This is a genomic window from Marilutibacter spongiae (assembly GCF_014145325.1).
GTDB lineage: Bacteria > Pseudomonadota > Gammaproteobacteria > Xanthomonadales > Xanthomonadaceae > Marilutibacter > Marilutibacter spongiae.
In genome coordinates, this window is record NZ_JACHTF010000001.1 from 226,376 (window position 1) to 242,636 (window position 16,261).

At 71.5% G+C, this 16,261-nt stretch carries 14 protein-coding genes and 1 riboswitch; of the genes, 13 read left to right on the forward strand and 1 reads right to left on the reverse strand.

Annotated features, from left to right (window positions below; genetic code table 11):
- Positions 1-79 precede the first annotated feature (79 nt).
- The 13 genes from clpB to H4F98_RS01075 all read left to right on the forward strand — a co-directional run bounded on the left by clpB (position 80) and on the right by H4F98_RS01075 (position 14,517).
- Positions 80-2,665, forward strand: coding sequence for an ATP-dependent chaperone ClpB (gene clpB / locus H4F98_RS01015; protein ID WP_182684802.1), 2,586 nt, complete (start codon positions 80-82; stop codon positions 2,663-2,665).
- 92 nt (positions 2,666-2,757) lie between these two features.
- Positions 2,758-3,015: riboswitch (cobalamin riboswitch) on the forward strand.
- 71 nt (positions 3,016-3,086) lie between these two features.
- Positions 3,087-4,988, forward strand: coding sequence for a TonB-dependent vitamin B12 receptor (btuB, locus tag H4F98_RS01020; RefSeq protein ID WP_182684803.1), 1,902 nt, complete (start codon positions 3,087-3,089; stop codon positions 4,986-4,988).
- A 43-nt stretch (positions 4,989-5,031) separates the two neighbouring features.
- Positions 5,032-5,607: a hypothetical protein gene (locus H4F98_RS01025; protein ID WP_182684804.1), complete on the forward strand. Its 576-nt coding sequence runs from the start codon at positions 5,032-5,034 to the stop codon at positions 5,605-5,607.
- A 16-nt stretch (positions 5,608-5,623) separates the two neighbouring features.
- Positions 5,624-6,232 carry a hypothetical protein gene (locus H4F98_RS01030; RefSeq protein WP_182684805.1) on the forward strand — a complete coding sequence of 203 codons (609 nt, stop codon included), beginning with the start codon at positions 5,624-5,626 and terminating at the stop codon, positions 6,230-6,232.
- 17 nt (positions 6,233-6,249) lie between these two features.
- Positions 6,250-6,867, forward strand: a complete 618-nt coding sequence (gene cobO / locus H4F98_RS01035) for a cob(I)yrinic acid a,c-diamide adenosyltransferase (RefSeq protein WP_182684897.1) — start codon at positions 6,250-6,252, stop codon at positions 6,865-6,867.
- Entirely contained in the window at positions 6,864-8,162 is a 1,299-nt protein-coding gene (locus H4F98_RS01040; protein ID WP_343064703.1) for a cobyrinic acid a,c-diamide synthase CobB, read from the forward strand. The genes cobO and H4F98_RS01040 overlap by 4 nt, the downstream gene beginning before the upstream one ends.
- The gene (locus H4F98_RS01045; protein ID WP_182684806.1) at positions 8,159-9,106 is read left to right on the forward strand and encodes a CobD/CbiB family cobalamin biosynthesis protein; all 948 of its coding nucleotides are present in this window, start codon (positions 8,159-8,161) and stop codon (positions 9,104-9,106) included. Before H4F98_RS01040 ends, H4F98_RS01045 begins: the two co-directional genes overlap by 4 nt.
- Positions 9,099-10,106 carry a threonine-phosphate decarboxylase CobD gene (gene cobD, locus H4F98_RS01050; RefSeq protein ID WP_182684807.1) on the forward strand — a complete coding sequence of 336 codons (1,008 nt, stop codon included), beginning with the start codon at positions 9,099-9,101 and terminating at the stop codon, positions 10,104-10,106. Before H4F98_RS01045 ends, cobD begins: the two co-directional genes overlap by 8 nt.
- Positions 10,103-11,575 carry a cobyric acid synthase gene (locus H4F98_RS01055; RefSeq protein WP_182684808.1) on the forward strand — a complete coding sequence of 491 codons (1,473 nt, stop codon included), beginning with the start codon at positions 10,103-10,105 and terminating at the stop codon, positions 11,573-11,575. The genes cobD and H4F98_RS01055 overlap by 4 nt, the downstream gene beginning before the upstream one ends.
- On the forward strand, positions 11,563-12,108 hold the full coding sequence (gene cobU / locus H4F98_RS01060) for a bifunctional adenosylcobinamide kinase/adenosylcobinamide-phosphate guanylyltransferase (protein ID WP_182684809.1): 546 nt from the start codon (positions 11,563-11,565) through the stop codon (positions 12,106-12,108). The genes H4F98_RS01055 and cobU overlap by 13 nt, the downstream gene beginning before the upstream one ends.
- Complete coding sequence (gene cobT / locus H4F98_RS01065; RefSeq protein WP_182684810.1) at positions 12,105-13,154, forward strand: nicotinate-nucleotide--dimethylbenzimidazole phosphoribosyltransferase; 1,050 nt, start codon at positions 12,105-12,107, stop codon at positions 13,152-13,154. The genes cobU and cobT overlap by 4 nt, the downstream gene beginning before the upstream one ends.
- Positions 13,151-13,729 (forward strand): histidine phosphatase family protein, encoded by a 579-nt coding sequence (locus H4F98_RS01070; protein ID WP_182684811.1) that lies wholly within the window; start codon positions 13,151-13,153, stop codon positions 13,727-13,729. The genes cobT and H4F98_RS01070 overlap by 4 nt, the downstream gene beginning before the upstream one ends.
- Positions 13,726-14,517 carry an adenosylcobinamide-GDP ribazoletransferase gene (locus tag H4F98_RS01075; protein ID WP_182684899.1) on the forward strand — a complete coding sequence of 264 codons (792 nt, stop codon included), beginning with the start codon at positions 13,726-13,728 and terminating at the stop codon, positions 14,515-14,517. The genes H4F98_RS01070 and H4F98_RS01075 overlap by 4 nt, the downstream gene beginning before the upstream one ends.
- 12 nt (positions 14,518-14,529) lie before the next feature.
- Here the strand turns inward: H4F98_RS01075 and ybaL are convergent, their stop codons facing one another.
- On the reverse strand, positions 14,530-16,224 hold the full coding sequence (gene ybaL / locus H4F98_RS01080) for a YbaL family putative K(+) efflux transporter (RefSeq protein WP_182684812.1): 1,695 nt from the start codon (positions 16,222-16,224) through the stop codon (positions 14,530-14,532).
- Between the last annotated feature and the right edge of the window lie 37 nt (positions 16,225-16,261).

Genomic DNA, 16,261 nt, shown 5'->3' on the forward strand with positions numbered 1-16,261 from the left:
GCTTGAATCGTCGGCGCGCGAGCCGCATTTCGCAGTCATGCGGCAATGCGGCCGCCCCCGTTTCCCGAGGATTCCCCACATGCGGATGGACAAGCTGACTTCGCGCTTCCAGCAGGCGATCGCCGATGCGCAATCGCTGGCGGTCGGGCGCGACCACAACGTGATCGAACCGGTGCACCTGCTGACCGCGCTGCTCGACCAGGCCGGCGGCGGCACCCGGCCGCTGCTGGTACAGGCCGGCGTCAACGTACCCTTGCTGCGCGAGCGCCTGGGCGAGGCGCTGGAAAAGCTGCCCAAGGTCAGCGGTCAAGAGGGCAACGTCTCGGCCGGCAACGACCTGGCGAGGTTGCTCAACGTGACCGACAAGCTCGCCCAGCAGCGCGGCGATGCCTTCATCGCATCCGAGCTGTTCCTGCTCGCCGCGCTCGAGGGCAGCAGCGAGGTGGGCAAGCTGCTCAAGGCCGCCGGCGCCGACAAGACGCGGCTGGAAGCGGCCATCGACAAGGCCCGCGGCGGCGAGTCGGTGCAGTCCGAGAACGCCGAGGAACAGCGCCAGGCGCTTGAGAAATACTGCGTCGACCTCACCGCGCGCGCCGAGTCCGGCAAGCTGGACCCGGTCATCGGCCGCGACGAGGAAATCCGCCGCACCGTGCAGGTGCTGCAGCGCCGGACCAAGAACAACCCCGTCCTGATCGGCGAGCCCGGCGTGGGCAAGACGGCGATCGTCGAGGGCCTGGCCCAGCGCATCGTCAATGGCGAAGTGCCCGAGGGCCTGCGCGGCAAGCGCGTGCTCGCGCTCGACATGGGCGCGCTGATCGCCGGCGCCAAGTTCCGCGGCGAGTTCGAGGAGCGCCTGAAGGGCGTGCTCAACGACCTGGCCAAGAACGAGGGCCAGGTGATCCTCTTCATCGACGAACTGCACACCATGGTCGGCGCCGGCAAGGCCGATGGCGCGATGGATGCCGGCAACATGCTCAAGCCGGCGCTGGCGCGCGGCGAGCTGCACTGCATCGGCGCGACCACGCTGGACGAGTACCGAAAGTACGTCGAAAAGGACGCCGCGCTCGAGCGCCGCTTCCAGAAGGTCTTCGTCGGCGAGCCCTCGGTGGAGGACACGATCGCCATCCTGCGTGGCCTGAAGGAGAAGTACGCGGTCCACCATGGCGTGGAGATCACCGACCCGGCGATCGTCGCCGCCGCCACGCTGAGCAACCGCTACATCGCCGATCGCCAGCTGCCGGACAAGGCGATCGACCTGATGGACGAGGCGGCGAGCCGCATCCGCATGGAGATCGACTCCAAGCCCGAGGAACTCGACCGCAAGGAGCGCCGCCTGATCCAGCTCAAGATCCAGCGCGAGGCGCTGAAGAAGGAAAAGGACGACGCGTCGAAGCAGCGCCTGGCCGACCTCGAGGCGGAGATCGCCACGCTCGAGCGCGAGTTCAACGACCTGGAGGAAGTGTGGAAGGCCGAGAAGGCCACCCTGCAGGGCGCGACGAAGATCAAGGAACAGATCGAGGCGGCCAAGCTCGAGCTGGAGGCCGCGCAGCGCAAGCAGGACTTCGGTCGCATGAGCGAGATCCAGTACGGCACCCTGCCGGAACTGGAGAAGCAGCTGCAGGCAGCCCAGGAGGCCGAGAAGCAGGGCTTCAGCCTGCTGCAGGACAAGGTTACCGCCGAGGAGATCGCCGAGGTCGTCGCGCGCTGGACCGGCATCCCGGTGTCGAAGATGCTCGAGGGCGAGCGCGAGAAGCTGCTGAAGATGGAGGAGCACCTGCACGCGCGCGTGGTCGGCCAGGAAGAGGCGATCAAGGTCGTCTCCGACGCGGTGCGCCGCTCGCGCGCCGGCCTGTCCGACCCCAACCGACCCAGCGGCTCGTTCCTGTTCCTGGGCCCGACCGGCGTCGGCAAGACCGAGCTGTGCAAGGCGCTGGCCGAGTTCCTGTTCGATTCGTCCGACGCGATGGTGCGCATCGACATGAGCGAGTTCATGGAGAAGCACGCCGTCTCGCGCCTGGTCGGCGCGCCCCCGGGTTATGTCGGCTACGAGGAGGGCGGCTACCTGACCGAGGCGGTGCGCCGCCGGCCGTACAGCGTGATCCTGCTCGACGAGGTCGAGAAGGCCCACCCGGACGTGTTCAACATCCTGCTGCAGGTGCTCGACGACGGCCGCCTCACCGACGGCCAGGGTCGCACCGTGGACTTCCGCAACACGGTCATCGTCATGACCTCCAACCTGGGCAGCCAGATGATCCAGGAGATGTCGGAGGACGACTCCGCCGAGGGCTACACCAAGATGAAGGCGGCGGTGATGGGCGTGGTGCAGAACCACTTCCGGCCGGAGTTCATCAACCGGCTCGACGACATCGTCGTGTTCCATCCGCTGGGCAAGGCGCAGATCCGCGAGATCGCCCGGATCCAGATGGCCGGCCTCGACAAGCGCCTGGCCGAGCGCGGCCTCAAGCTCGAGCTCGGCGACAACGCGCTGGCCCTGCTCGCCAACGTCGGCTTCGACCCGGTGTACGGGGCGCGGCCCCTGAAACGGGCGATCCAGCAGCAGCTGGAGAACCCGCTGGCGCAGCGGATCCTGGCCGGCGAATTCGTCGCCGGCGACACCATCGTCGCCGATGCCGAGGGCGGCCAGCTGGTGTTCCGCAAGGCCTGAGCCTTCCCGCCGCCACCATGGCGTCAACCCTCCGGCGGGCCCTCCCGGGGCCCGTCGCGGACGCGGCCGCGCGCGCGGGGCGGCCGCCTGCTAGACTCCTCCCCGCCTGAGGTGACCGCCGGCCCGATCCGGGACGGTGGTTGAAACGGGAATCCGGTGCGCCGGTCCGGCTCCACGCTCGTGGACGACCGGTCGGCAATTCCGGAGCTGCCCCCGCAACGGTAGGCGAGACAAGGTCCGCACGCAGCCACTGTGCTTGAAGCATGGGAAGGCGCGGACCGGGAACCGGCGACATGCGTCCGCCCGTTCCGCTCGCAAGCCCGGAGACCGGCCCCAGGCACGACCCGACATGCGGTGGGCGATGTCATGGGCTGCACGCGCCGCGTGCCGTCTCGATCCCGCTTTCCGCCTGTCCATTTCCATGCCATCCGCGCGGGCAGGCGCGGTCGAGGAGTCCCGAGTGCATCGCAACAACGCCGCATCCCGTCGTGCCGTCCTGGCGACGACGCTTTCCCTGGTATTCGTCCCCGTCGCCCCGGCCCTGGCCGAAGGCGCCGCCACCGACCTCGACAATGTCGTCGTCACCGCCACCCGCACCGCGCAGACCCAGGACCAGGCCCTGGCGGCGGTCAGCGTGATCGAACGCGAGGAGATCGAACGCCTGCAGCCGGCGTCGCTGCCGGACCTGCTGCGCGGGCGCGCCGGCATCTCGCTGGCCAACAACGGCGGGCCCGGCAAATCGACCTCGCTGTTCCTGCGCGGCACCGAGTCCGACCACGTGCTGGTGCTCGTGGACGGCGTCAAGATCGGCTCGGCGACCAGCGGCGGGGCCGCCCTGCAGGACATCCCGGTCGAGCAGATCGAGCGCATCGAGATCGTCCGCGGGCCGTTCTCCAGCCTGTACGGGTCGGAGGCGATCGGCGGAGTGGTGGAGGTGTTCACCCGGCGCCCGCAGGGCCCCTTCGAACCGAACGCGCGCATCGCCGCCGGCAGCGACGACACCTGGCGCGTCGCCGCCGGCGTGGGCGGACGCAGTGCCGGCGCGTTGGCGGGCGGGCGTGGCGGCTGGTACGCGCTGCAGGCCGCGCACGAGTCGACCGCCGGCATCGACGCCTACCGCGGTACCCGCAACGCCGATCCCGATCGCGACGGCTACCGCAACAGTTCGCTCACCGCGCAGGGCGGCTACCGTTTCGACGAACGCTGGGACGGCGACCTGCGCGTGTTCCAGGCCGAGGGCGAGAACGAGTACGATGGCGGCCCGGCGAGCGAGTCCGAGTTCACCGAACGCGTCGTGGGCGCGCGTTTGCGCTATGCGCCCGGTGCGCGCGCGACCTTCACCCTCAGCGCCGGCACCAGCGCCGACCTGAGCGAGAATTACTTCGATGGCGTGTTCAACTCGCGCTTCGACACCCGCCGCGAGCTCGGCGGCGTGCAGGCCGACCTGGGCCTGGGCACCGGCCTGCTGACACTGGGCTTCGACTGGCAGCGCGACGAGGTCGAGAGCAGCGAGGCCTACGCGCGCGACCGCCGCATCAACCGCGGCCTGTTCGGCCAGTGGCAACAGGATTTCGGTGCGCAGTCGTTGCAGGCCAGCGTGCGCCGCGACGACGACGGCCAGTTTGGCGGCGAGACCACCGGCAGCGTGCTCTGGGGCTGGGATTTCGCCCGCGCCCTGCGCCTGACCGCGAGCTACGGCACCGGCTTCAAGGCGCCGACCTTCAACGAGCTGTATTACCCCGGCTACGGCAATCCCGACCTGGGGCCGGAGACCTCGCGCAGCGTCGAACTCGGCCTGCGCGGCGAGCCGGCCTGGGGCCAGTGGTCGTTGAATGCCTTCCAGACACGCATCGACGACATGATCGCCTACGACGCGGACCTCGGGCAGTTCGGTGGGCCCAACAACATCGACCGTGCCCGCATCCGCGGCCTGGAAGCGGTGGTCGACACCCTGGTGGCCGGCTGGGACCTGCGCGGCAGCGCCACCTGGCTCGACCCGGAGAACGATGCCGGCAGCGCCGGCAAGGTGTTGCCGCGTCGCGCCCGGCAAAGCGCGCGCATCGACCTGGACCGCCGCTTCGGCGCCTTCAGCGGCGGCGCTTCGCTGACCGCTGCGGGCGAGCGCTACGACAACCTGGCCAACACCCGCCGCATGGGCGGCTACGGCCTGTTCGACCTGCGCCTGGGCTATGCCCTGGCCGAGGCCTGGGACCTGCGCCTGTCGGTCGAGAACGTGTTCGACAAGTCCTACGAAACGGCGATGTTCTACAACCAGCCCGGCCGGAGCTGGTTGCTGAGCCTGCGCTGGCATCCCGCCCGCTGAGCCGGCATCGCCGCTCCCCATTCCCACCACCACGAGGTCTGCCATGAAACCGCTGTCCAACCCGATGAACCTGGGCCTGTTCGCGGCGTTCTCCGCCCTGATGGTCGCCACGCGCTTCCATCATTTCGGCGATGCGCTGCACCTGCCCGATGCGTCGATGGCGCTGTTCTTCCTCGGCGGCCTGTACCTGCGCCGGCACTGGCAGTTCGTCGCGATGCTGGCGGTGGCGGTGGCCGTCGACTGGGCGGCGGTGTCGCTGGCCGGCGTCAGCGACTTCTGCATCACCCCGGCCTATGCGTTCCTGCTGCCGGCCTACGCGGTGCTCTGGTACGGCGGGCGGCTGTACGCCCCCCGGCTCGAGACGGGGAACAGCGCGTTGTGGGGCGCCGCGGCGGTGGGGCTGGTCGCGGCCTGCCTGTCGTTCATGGTCTCCAATGGCGCGTTCTACTGGCTCGGCGGCCGCTACGCCGAGCCGCACTTCGCCGAGTACGTCGCGCGCCTGTGGCAGTGGGGCCCGCTGTTCGTGCGCACCACGATGATGTACGTCGTCGTCGCCCTGGTCGTGCACGCGGGCCTGGCCCGCTTCCATCACGGACAGCGCGCATCCGGTACCGTCTGAATCCTGGGAGACACGCATGGCCATCATGAAAGACACCGCATCGCCCCTTCCCGTCGCCTCCACGCGCGACCAGTGGGCCGTGGGGCTCGCCCTGGCGGCCTTGATGGTCGCCACGCGCGGGCAGCATTTCGCCAGCGTCGATGCGCTGCCGAGCGCCTCGTGGGCGATTTTCTTCCTGGCCGGTGCGCTGCTGCGGCCGATGTGGACGCTGCCGGCCTTCTTCGTGCTGGCGACCGTGCTCGACCTGGGGAGCTATGCGGCGGGGACCATCACCGACTGGTGCCTGTCGCCGGCCTACTGGGCGCTTGCGCTCGCCTACGCCAGCCTGTGGCTGGGCGGGCGCGTGTATCGCGGGCTGCATCGCGATGACTGGCGCGACATCCCGCGCCTGGCGGTCGCGCTGCTGGTCACCGGCAGCGTGGCCTATCTGCTGTCGAAGGGCGGCTACTGGTTCTTCTCCGGGCGCTATCCCGACCCGGACCTGCAGGGCTTCCTCGCGCGCATCCCCGCCTACTATCCGCGGGCCCTGGGCACGCTGGCCGGTTACGTCGGCGCGGCCTTCGCGCTGCGGGCGATCTGGCGCACGGTCCTGCGCCCGGCCGCCATGGGCGAGGCACGGCCGTGAGCCGGGGCTCGGATCGCCTGGGGCGGACCGAGGAGGAGCACTACCGCGAGCGCGCGCAGCGCAAGAAGGCGCTCGTCGACCGCCGCATCGCGCGGGCCACGATCGACCGCGGCGTGCTGGTGGTGAACACCGGCAACGGCAAGGGCAAGAGTTCGTCCGGCTTCGGCATGCTCGCGCGCTCGCTGGGCCACGGGTTCAACTGCGGCGTGGTGCAGTTCATCAAGGGCAGTTTCAGCACCGGCGAGGACCTGTTCTTCCGCCGCTTCGGCGAGGCCTTCGCCGATCGCCTCGAATACCACGTGATGGGCGAGGGGTTCACCTGGGAAACCCAGGACCGCGGGCGCGACGTCGCCGCGGCGATGGCCGCCTGGGAGGTCGCCGCGCGCATGCTTGCCGATCCGGCGTTCGACTTCGTGCTGCTGGACGAACTCAACATCGCCCTCAACAAGGATTACGTGCCGCTCGAGGCCGTGCTCGCCGCGGTCGCCGCCCGTCCCGAGCGCCAGCACGTCGTCATCACCGGGCGGGGCGCGCCGGAGGCGCTGGTGGACGCCGCAGACACCGTCACCGAGATGCGCCTGGTCAAGCACGCCTTCAAGGCCGGCATCAAGGCCCAGCACGGGATCGAGCTGTGAACCAGACGTCCCGGCAGTGCCCGGCCCTGCTGGTATCGGCGCCCGCGTCGGGGCAGGGCAAGACCAGCGTGACCGCGGCGCTGGCACGCTGGCATGCCCGCCAGGGCCGCCGGGTACGCGTGTTCAAGACCGGCCCGGACTTCCTCGACCCGATGGTGCTCGAGCGTGCCTCCAGTGCGCCGGTCCTGCAGCTCGACCTGTGGATGTGCGGCGAAGCCGACGTGCGCGCGCGCCTGCATGAAGCCGCGGCCGGGGCCGAGCTGATCCTGGTCGAGGGCGTGATGGGCCTGTTCGACGGCTCGCCGTCCAGCGCCGACCTGGCGACCGCGCTGGGGCTGCCGGTACTGGCGGTGATCGATGGCGCGGCGATGGCGCAGACCTTCGGTGCGCTCGCGACCGGACTGGCGCGTTATCGCGACGGTCTGCAGGTGCATGGGGTGGCGGCCAACCGCATCGGCAGCGCCCATCACGCGAAGTTGTTGCGCGAGAGCCTGCCACCCGACCTGCACTGGCTGGGTGCCTTGCCGCGCGACCCGGCCATCGCCCTGCCCGAACGCCACCTGGGCCTGGTCGCGGCGGGGGAACTGGAGGACCTGGACGCGCGGCTCGACGCGTTGGCCGACGCCTGGGGCGGGCATGCCGCCACCGCACTTCCGCCCGCGGTCGACTTCGCGCCCGTCGAACGCCTGCCGGTGCCGCGCACGCTGACCGGGCAGCGCATCGCGATCGCCCGCGACGCCGCGTTCTGCTTCCTGTATCCGGCCAACCTCGAAATGCTGCGCGAGGCAGGAGCAGATCTGCGCTTCTTCTCGCCAGTGGCCGGCGACGCGTTGCCCGAATGCGACGCGGTCTGGTTGCCCGGCGGCTATCCGGAGCTCCACCTGGACGCGCTGTCGGCGAACACCGGCCTGCATCGTGAGCTGCGTGCGCATCGCGAGGCCGGCAAACCGCTGCTCGCCGAGTGCGGCGGCCTGCTGTTCGCGCTGGACCGCCTGGTCGACCGCGAGGGCGCGTCCGCCGCCATGGCTGGCTTGATGCCCGGCGAGGCCACCTTGCAGAAGCGCTTCGTCGCCCTGGGCATGCAGGAGGTCGACATGCCGGCCGGCCGGCTGCGCGGCCACAGCTTCCACTACGCGCGCGCGGAGATCGCCGCGACCCCGTGGACCCAGGCGCGGAACCCCAACGGCGGTCCGACCGCAGAGGCGGTCTACCGCGATCGCGCGATGACGGCGAGTTTCGTGCACCTGTACTTCCCCTCCGATCCCGTCGCGGCCACGGCCCTGTTCCGGCCATGAGCGGCCTGCCGGTACTGGTGGCGATGACGGCGGCGATCGCACTCGATGCCGTGTTCGGCGAGCCACGGCGGTGGCATCCACTGGTCGGCTTCGGGCGCTGGGCGCGGCAGGTCGAGCGGGCCTTGTACGACGATGCGCGCGCCCGCGGCCTGCTGGCCTGGGCGTTGGCCGTGCTGCCGCCGCTCACCGCGATCAGCGCGCTGTCCCTGCTTGCCGGATGGGCCGGTGCCTGGATGGCCGCGTGCGTGGACGCGGCCTGCCTGTACTTCGCCCTGGGACTGCGCAGCCTGGGCGAACACGCGCGACCGGTCGCGACCGCCCTCGAGGCGGGTCGGCTCGACGACGCCCGTTCGGCGGTCGGGCGCATGGTCAGTCGCGACACCGGCGCACTCGATGCGACGGGCGTCGCCGCGGCGGCGACCGAATCGGTGCTGGAGAACGGCAACGACGCCGTGTTCGGCGCGCTGTTCTGGTGCCTGCTGCTCGGTGGCCCGGGCGTGGTGCTGTACCGGCTGGCGAACACCCTGGATGCGACCTGGGGCTACCGGACGCCGCGGCTGGCGCGCTTCGGATGGGCGGCCGCGCGCATCGACGACGCCATGAACTGGATACCCGCGCGCTTGACGGCGCTGTCCTACGCGCTGTTGGGACGCACGCGCAATGCACTGGCGTGCTGGCACCGGCAGGCACCGGCCTGGGACAGCCCCAACGCCGGTCCGGTGATGGCCTCCGGCGCGGGCGCCATCGGCGTCCGGCTCGGTGGGCCGGCGCGCTATCACGGACGTTGGGAAGAACGCCCGCGCCTGGGCGAGGGCGCGCCCGCCGACGCGGCATCGATTGACGCGGCCTTGCGCCTGGTCCGTCGCACGACCGCCCTGTGGCTGCTCGCGACGGCGGCCGCGGTGTTGCTGGGTGCACTGCTGGGAGGGCGTTCCCATGCTTGAGCACGGAGGGCGCCTGCAGCGCGCCGCGCGCCAACACGGCATCGAGCCATCGGCGTGGCTGGACCTGTCCACCGGCATCAGCCCCTTCGCCTGGCCGGTGCCGCCGCTGCCACCCTCGGCCTGGCAGCGGTTGCCGGAGGACGACGACGGGCTGGACGCCATTGCATGCCGCTACTACGGCGCGCCCGGCGTACTGCCGGTCGCCGGCTCGCAAGCCGCGATACAGGCCTTGCCGCGCCTGCGTGGGCGCTCGCGCGTGGGCGTGATCCTGCCCGGCTACGCCGAGCACGCGCATGCCTGGCGCCAGGCCGGCCACCACGTCGAACGCCTGCCGGCGTCGCGGCTGCTCGAGGACGCGGAACGCTTCGACGTGATCGTGCTGATCCATCCCAACAACCCCGGTGGCGAGCGCTTCGGGCGCGAGGCGCTGCTCGCGCTGCATGCGCGCCTGGCCATGCGCGGCGGCTGGCTGGTGGTCGACGAGGCCTTCATGGACGCCACGCCCGGTGACTCCCTTTGCGCCCAAAGCGATCGCGAGGGCCTGGTGGTCCTGCGTTCCGTCGGCAAGTTCTTCGGCCTGGCCGGTGCGCGCGCCGGCTTCGCCTGTGCGTCGCCCGCGCTGCTGGCGGCACTGCGCGAGCGCCTGGGTCCGTGGACGCTGGCGGGCCCGAGCCGGTACGTGCTGGCGCGCGCCCTGGCCGACGTCGACTGGCACGCGCGGGCGCGCGCCTGGCTGGCGGCCCAGGGCGAACGGCTCGGGGATTGCCTGCACACCCATGGCCTGGCCGACGGCGGCGGCACGGCCTACTTCCAATGGCGCCGGCACCCGCGCGCGACGGCGCTGCACGAAGCGCTGGCCCGTCGCGCGGTGCTCACGCGCCTGTTCGATGCTGACGAAGCCGGCGCCGACAGCCTGCGCCTGGGCCTGCCGCCGGATGCCGCCGGCTTCGAACGCCTGGATCGCGCGCTCGGCGACGCGCTGCGCGAGGTCGCGCCGTGAACGCGTGCGTACTGATGGTGCAGGGCTGCACCTCCGACGCGGGCAAGAGCACCCTGGTCGCCGCGCTGTGCCGCTGGCTGCACCGGCGCGGCGTGCGGGTGGCCCCGTTCAAGCCGCAGAACATGGCACTCAATGCCGCGGTCACCGCCGACGGCGGCGAGATCGGGCGCGCGCAGGCGGTGCAGGCGCAGGCCTGCGGCCTGGCGCCGCGCACCGACTTCAACCCGGTGCTGCTCAAGCCCAGCAGCGACAAGGGCGCGCAGGTGATCCTGCACGGGCGCGCGATCGGGCAGATGGACGCGGTCGGCTACCACGACTACAAACGCGTCGCGAAGGCAGCGGTGCTGGCCTCGCACCAGCGCCTGGTCGAGGCCTTCGACGCGGTCGTCGTGGAAGGAGCGGGCAGCCCGGCCGAGATCAACCTGCGCGCCAACGACATCGCCAACATGGGCTATGCCGAGGCCGTCGATTGTCCGGTCGTGCTCATCGCCGACATTGATCGCGGCGGCGTGTTCGCCCACCTGGTGGGGACCCTCGCCCTGCTCTCGGAAAGCGAACGTGCCCGCGTGCAGGGCTTCGTGATCAACCGCTTTCGCGGCGACATCGCCCTCCTGCAACCGGGCCTGGACTGGCTGGAGCGCGAGACCGGCAAGCCGGTGCTGGGCGTGCTGCCCTGGCTGCACGGCCTGCACCTTGAGGCGGAGGACGCGTTGCCGCGCGAACATGCCGACAAGCCAGGGGCGGGCTTGCGGGTCGTGGTGCCGGCGTTGCCGCGCATCAGCAACCACACCGATTTCGACGCACTGCGCGCGCACCCCCAGGTCGATCTGCGTTTCCTGGGCCCCGGCGAGGCCTTCCCGCCCTGCGACCTGGTCGTGCTGCCGGGCAGCAAGGCGACCCGCGCCGACCTCGGATGGCTGCGGGCGCAGGGTTGGGACGCCGCGATCGCCCGCCACCTGCGCTATGGCGGCAAGCTCATCGGCATATGCGGTGGCCTGCAGATGCTTGGACGCGCGGTGCATGATCCGCACGGGATCGAGGGCGAGGCGGGCTCTAGCGAGGCGCTGGGCTGGCTGGACCTGGAGACCACGCTCCAGCCGGACAAGCAACTGCGCGAGGCCAGCGGGCACCTCTCGATCGAAGGCGTCGAGGTCCACGGCTACGAAATCCATTGCGGCAGCAGCGAAGGCCCCGCGCTCGCGCGCCCGCTGGCGATCCTGTCGGATGGCCGTGGCGACGGTGCGCTATCGGACGACGGTCGCATCCTCGGCACCTACCTGCACGGCCTGTTCGACACGCCCGGCGCACTCGCCGCGCTGCTGCGCTGGGCCGGGCTCCAGGACGCACGACCATTGGACATGGCGGCGCTGCGCGAGGCTGCGCTCGACCGCCTGGCCGACGCGGTCGAGGCCCACCTCGACACGGCGCGCCTGTCGGCCTTGCTGGTGGGGGCGCCATGCGAAGCCTGATCCTGGGCGGCGCCCGCTCGGGCAAGAGCGCGCTGGCCGAACGCCTGGCGCTGGCGGGCGGGGGGGCGGTGACCTACGTCGCGACCGGGCAGGCCGGCGATGCCGAGATGGCCGCGCGCATCGCACACCATCGCGCGCGGCGGCCCGCGGACTGGGCCTGCGTTGAGGAACCCGTGGCGCTGGCCGAGGCCCTGCGCCGGCATGCCACGCCCGACCGCTGCCTGCTGGTCGACTGCCTGACGCTGTGGCTCGGCAACCTGTTGATCGATCCCGATCCGACCTGTTTCGAGCGCGAACGTTCGGCGCTCCTGGAGCGGCTCCCGACGTTGCCCGGCACGCTGTTGATGGTCAGCAACGAAGTCGGCATGGGCGTCGTGCCGATGGGGGCGCTGAGCCGGCGCTTCGTCGACGAAGCCGGCCGCCTGCACCAGGACCTGGCACAGCGCTGCGAACGCGTGGTCTTCGTCGTCGCTGGCTTGCCGATGGCGCTCAAGGGCGCGCTCGAACCTTTCCCGATGGAGTCCGCTGGATGAGCGATACGTTCGACCCCACCCTCCCGGCCGCGCGCGTCGACACCGGCGCGGCGGAGGCGGCCCGCCTGCGCCAGTCACGCCTGACCAAGCCGCCCGGTTCGCTCGGCCGGCTCGAGGACGCAGCGATCGCCCTGGCCGGGCTCCAAGGCAACCCCCTTCCGGCGCTGAAGCGCGTCTGGATCAGCGTCTTCGCCGCCGACCATGGCGTCGCCGCCGAGGGCGTGTCGGCATTTCCGCAGGCGGTGACCGGCGAGATGGTGCGCAACTTCGCCGGCGGCGGGGCCGCGATCAGCGTGCTTGCCCGGCAGCTGGGCGCCACGCTCGACGTCGTGCACTTGGGCAGCGTCAACGATCCGGGCGCGATCGACGGCGTGCGGCGCGCATGGATCGCGCCGGCGACGGCGAACTTCTGCGAAGGCCCCGCGATGAGCGACCAACAGCTGCGCGAGGCGCTGGAGGCGGGCGCCGCTAGCGTGGCGCTGGCGCATGCCGATGGCGCCGACCTGTTCATCGGTGGCGAAATGGGCATCGCCAACACCACCTCCGCCACCGCGCTCGCATGCGCCCTGCTCGATGCCGCGCCCGCCGACCTGGCCGGCGCGGGGACCGGCCTGGATGCCACAGGAATCCGCCACAAGATCGCCGTCGTCGAACGCGGCCTGCACCGGCATGCAGGCGCCGACTCGGCACTGGAGCGCCTGCGCTGCCTGGGCGGCTTCGAGATCGCCGCGCTGGCCGGCGCCTGCATCGCGGCCGCGCAGGTCGGCCTGCCGGTGCTGGTCGATGGCTTCATCGGCACCGCGGCGGCCTTGGCGGCGGTGCAGGCCCATCCCGGTACGCGCGACTGGCTGCTGTTCTCGCACCGCTCGCGCGAGCGCGGCCACGCGCGCCTGCTCGACGCCCTGCAGGCACGGCCGCTGCTCGACCTCGACATGCGCCTGGGCGAGGCCAGCGGTGCCGCCGCCGCGGTGCCGCTGCTGCGGCTGGCCTGCGCGCTGCATGCGGACATGGCGACCTTCGAACAGGCGGGCGTGTCGGCGGCATGAGCGCCGCGCCTGCCCGGATCGACCTGCTGCGGCATGGCGATACCGGCCACGCCGGCTTCCGTGGCCAGCTCGACGATCCCTTGACCGGACTGGGCTGGCGGCAACTACGGGCGGCCGTCGCCGCGGGCGAGTGGGACGTCGTTGTCTCTTCGCCGCTGCGCCGCTGCGCGGATTTCGCCCGCGCCCACGCGGACGCGCACGGCCTGCCGCTGCGGCTGGAGCCGCGCCTGGCCGAGTACCGGTTCGGCGCATGGGAAGGGGTGCCGATGCAGGAATTGGCCGACACCCAGGGCGAGGCCCTCGGACGCTTCTGGGCCGATCCGCTGCGCTTTCCGCCGCCGGGTGCCGAGTCGATCGAGGCGTTTGCCGCGCGCCTGACCGGGGCGCTCGATGCGATCGTCGCCGACCATGCGGGGCGGCGCGTGCTGGTGCCCACCCACGGTGGCGCGATCCGGCTGTTGCGATGCCTGGCCGAGGGCCGGCCGCTGCGCGCGATGAGCGACTACGACGTCGGCCACGCATCGCTGCATCGGCTTGAATGGGCGGATCGCCCGGCCGTACCGGGGGCGGCGTGATGCGCGGGCTGTGGGTGGCGATCGGGTTCCTGACTCGCATCCCGGTGCCGGCCTCGGCATTCGCGGCACCCGATGGACAGTCGCGCTCGCTGCCCTGGTATCCCCTGGTGGGGCTCGTGGTGGGCGGACTCCTGGCCCTGTTGGCGGCGAGTCTGCCTGCATCGATGCCACAGCTCGTCGCTGGCCTGGTGCTGCTGGCCTGGGTCGGCCTGACCGGCGGCCTGCACCTGGACGGCCTGGCCGACAGCGCCGATGCCTGGATCGGCGGCATGGGCGATCGCGGGCGCACGCTGGCGATCATGAAGGATCCACGCAGCGGTCCCGCGGGCGTGGTCGCGGTGGTGCTGGCGCTGCTGGTGAAATTCGCAGCGCTGTCGAGCCTGCTGGCGCTGCCACCCGGCGGTGCCCGCTCCACCTCCGCGTTCCTGGGCTTGCTGCTGGCGCCGCTGCTGGCGCGGGCGGCGCTGGCCGGGGCGCTGCTGGGACTGCCCTATGTGCGCGAGGGTGGTATCGGCCAGGCCCTGCCGCTGGCTTCGCGACCGGCCTGCCACCTCGCCCTGGCGCTGACGGTGCTGGCCTGCCTGCTGCCGGCCCTGGGCCTGCCGGGCGTCCCGGTGGCCTGGCTCATGCCTGCCCTGGCTGCGCTGGTCGCGGCCGCGGCGATCGCGGGGCTCTGGTTGCGGGCCTGCCTCGTTCGCATCGGCGGGATCACCGGCGACACCTGCGGCGCGCTGGCGGAAATGGTCGAGGCCGGCGTGCTGGTCGCCGTGGCGCTCGCACTCGCCTGAGCGGGGCGCCCGTCAGGTCGCGCCGCTGGCGGGCGGCAGGTGGCGTTCGCCGCGGAAGGCGGGCGTGGCCATCACCATCTCCGCGAGGCTGTGCGCCAGCTCGCGCTCGGCCATGACCGCGCCGTCCGCGCCATGTTCGAGCAGGTGCTTGACCTCGTTGTCGCTGTGCGCCCGCGCGACGATCGTCAGCGCCGGGTTGACCCGTCGCAGCGTCGCGATGATCTCCCCGGCCTCGAGCACGTTGGGGATGGCCAGCATGACCGTGTTCGCCCGTTCCGGATGCGCCTCGGCGAGCACGATGTCGTTGGCCGCGTTGCCGCGGATCGACGGCAGGCCGGCCTCGCGGGAATGGCGGACCAGGTCCTCGTCGCGGTCGATCACCACCAGCGAGATGCCCTGCGCCACCAGCAGGCGGCCGAGCTCGCTGCCGACCCGGCCGAAGCCGATCAGGATCACGTGGTCGGACAGGTCGTCGGGGATCGGCGGTTCCACCTTCGGTACGGTCCTGCGCTCCTCGTTGTCGGCCAGGCGTTGTTCGCGCCGGTGCATCCAGCCGAAGAGCAGGGGGTTGAGCAGGATCGAGATCAGGGCACCGGCGAGGATCAGGTCCTGGCCATCCTCGGTCAGCAGCTCCAGCTGCAGGCCCAGTCCGGCGAGGATGAAGGAGAACTCGCCGATCTGCGCCAGGCTGGCGGTGATCGTCAGCGCGGTGGCGTTGGACTTGCCCATCACGCGGGCGATCGAATACACCGCGAAGGACTTGACCACGATGATGATGAACACCGTTGCCAGCACCTGCATCGGCCGCTCGAAGATGATCCAGGGGTCGAACAGCATGCCCACCGAGACGAAGAACAGCACCGCGAAGGCATCGCGCAGCGGCAGCGTCTCGGTCGCGGCCTTGTGGCTGAACTCCGACTCGTTGAGCAGCATGCCGGCGAAGAACGCGCCCAGCGCGAAGGACACCCCGAACATTTCCGCCGAGCCGAAGGCCACGCCCAGGGCGATCGCCAGCACGCACAGGGTGAAAAGCTCGCGAGAGCCGGTCCCGGCCACGCGCTCCAGGATCCACGGGATCACCCGCCGGCCGATGAGGAACATGAAGGCGAGGAAGGCGCCCATCTTGATCGCCACGCGGGTCAGTACGTAGACGACCGACGGTGCGTCCTCGCCGCCGGTGCCGCGCAGCACGTCGGCGAAGGCGGGGATCAGCACCAGCGCCAGGACCATCGCCACGTCTTCCACGATCACCCAGCCGATGGCGATGCGGCCCTTCTCGCTCTCCATCAGGCGCCGGTCCTCGAGCGAGCGCAGCAACACCACCGTACTGGCGACCGACAGCGACAGGCCGAAGATGATCCCGGCGCCCGCGGGCCAGCCCAGCATGTGCCCGAAGCCCCAGCCGATGAGCATCGTGAAGCCGATGCGCAGCAGGGCGCCCGGCACCGCGATCGCCTTGACCTCCAGCAGGTCGCGCAGCGAGAAGTGCAGGCCGACGCCGAACATCAGCAGGATCACGCCGATCTCGGCCAGCTGCGGCGCCAGTTGCTGGTCGGCGACGAAGCCCGGCGTGAACGGCCCGACCACCACGCCGGCCAGCAGGTAGCCGACCAGCGGCGACATGCGCAGCCGGTGGGCGAGGGCGCCGAAGATGAAGGCGACCACGAAGGCGCCGACGAGCAGGATGATCAGGGAGGTATGGTGCACTCGGGCTCCGGGCGGGGGGTGGGGGCGGGCGGTCCGC

Excerpts from the sequence above, each read along its gene's own strand:
- clpB (WP_182684802.1), top strand. The coding sequence starts at position 80 with ATGCGGATGGACAAGCTGACTTCGCGCTTCCAGCAGGCGATCGCCGAT.
- btuB (WP_182684803.1), top strand. The coding sequence starts at position 3,087 with ATGCCATCCGCGCGGGCAGGCGCGGTCGAGGAGTCCCGAGTGCATCGC.
- H4F98_RS01025 (WP_182684804.1), top strand. The coding sequence starts at position 5,032 with ATGAAACCGCTGTCCAACCCGATGAACCTGGGCCTGTTCGCGGCGTTC.
- H4F98_RS01030 (WP_182684805.1), top strand. The coding sequence starts at position 5,624 with ATGGCCATCATGAAAGACACCGCATCGCCCCTTCCCGTCGCCTCCACG.
- H4F98_RS01045 (WP_182684806.1), top strand. The coding sequence starts at position 8,159 with ATGAGCGGCCTGCCGGTACTGGTGGCGATGACGGCGGCGATCGCACTC.
- cobD (WP_182684807.1), top strand. The coding sequence starts at position 9,099 with ATGCTTGAGCACGGAGGGCGCCTGCAGCGCGCCGCGCGCCAACACGGC.
- cobU (WP_182684809.1), top strand. The coding sequence starts at position 11,563 with ATGCGAAGCCTGATCCTGGGCGGCGCCCGCTCGGGCAAGAGCGCGCTG.
- cobT (WP_182684810.1), top strand. The coding sequence starts at position 12,105 with ATGAGCGATACGTTCGACCCCACCCTCCCGGCCGCGCGCGTCGACACC.
- H4F98_RS01070 (WP_182684811.1), top strand. The coding sequence starts at position 13,151 with ATGAGCGCCGCGCCTGCCCGGATCGACCTGCTGCGGCATGGCGATACC.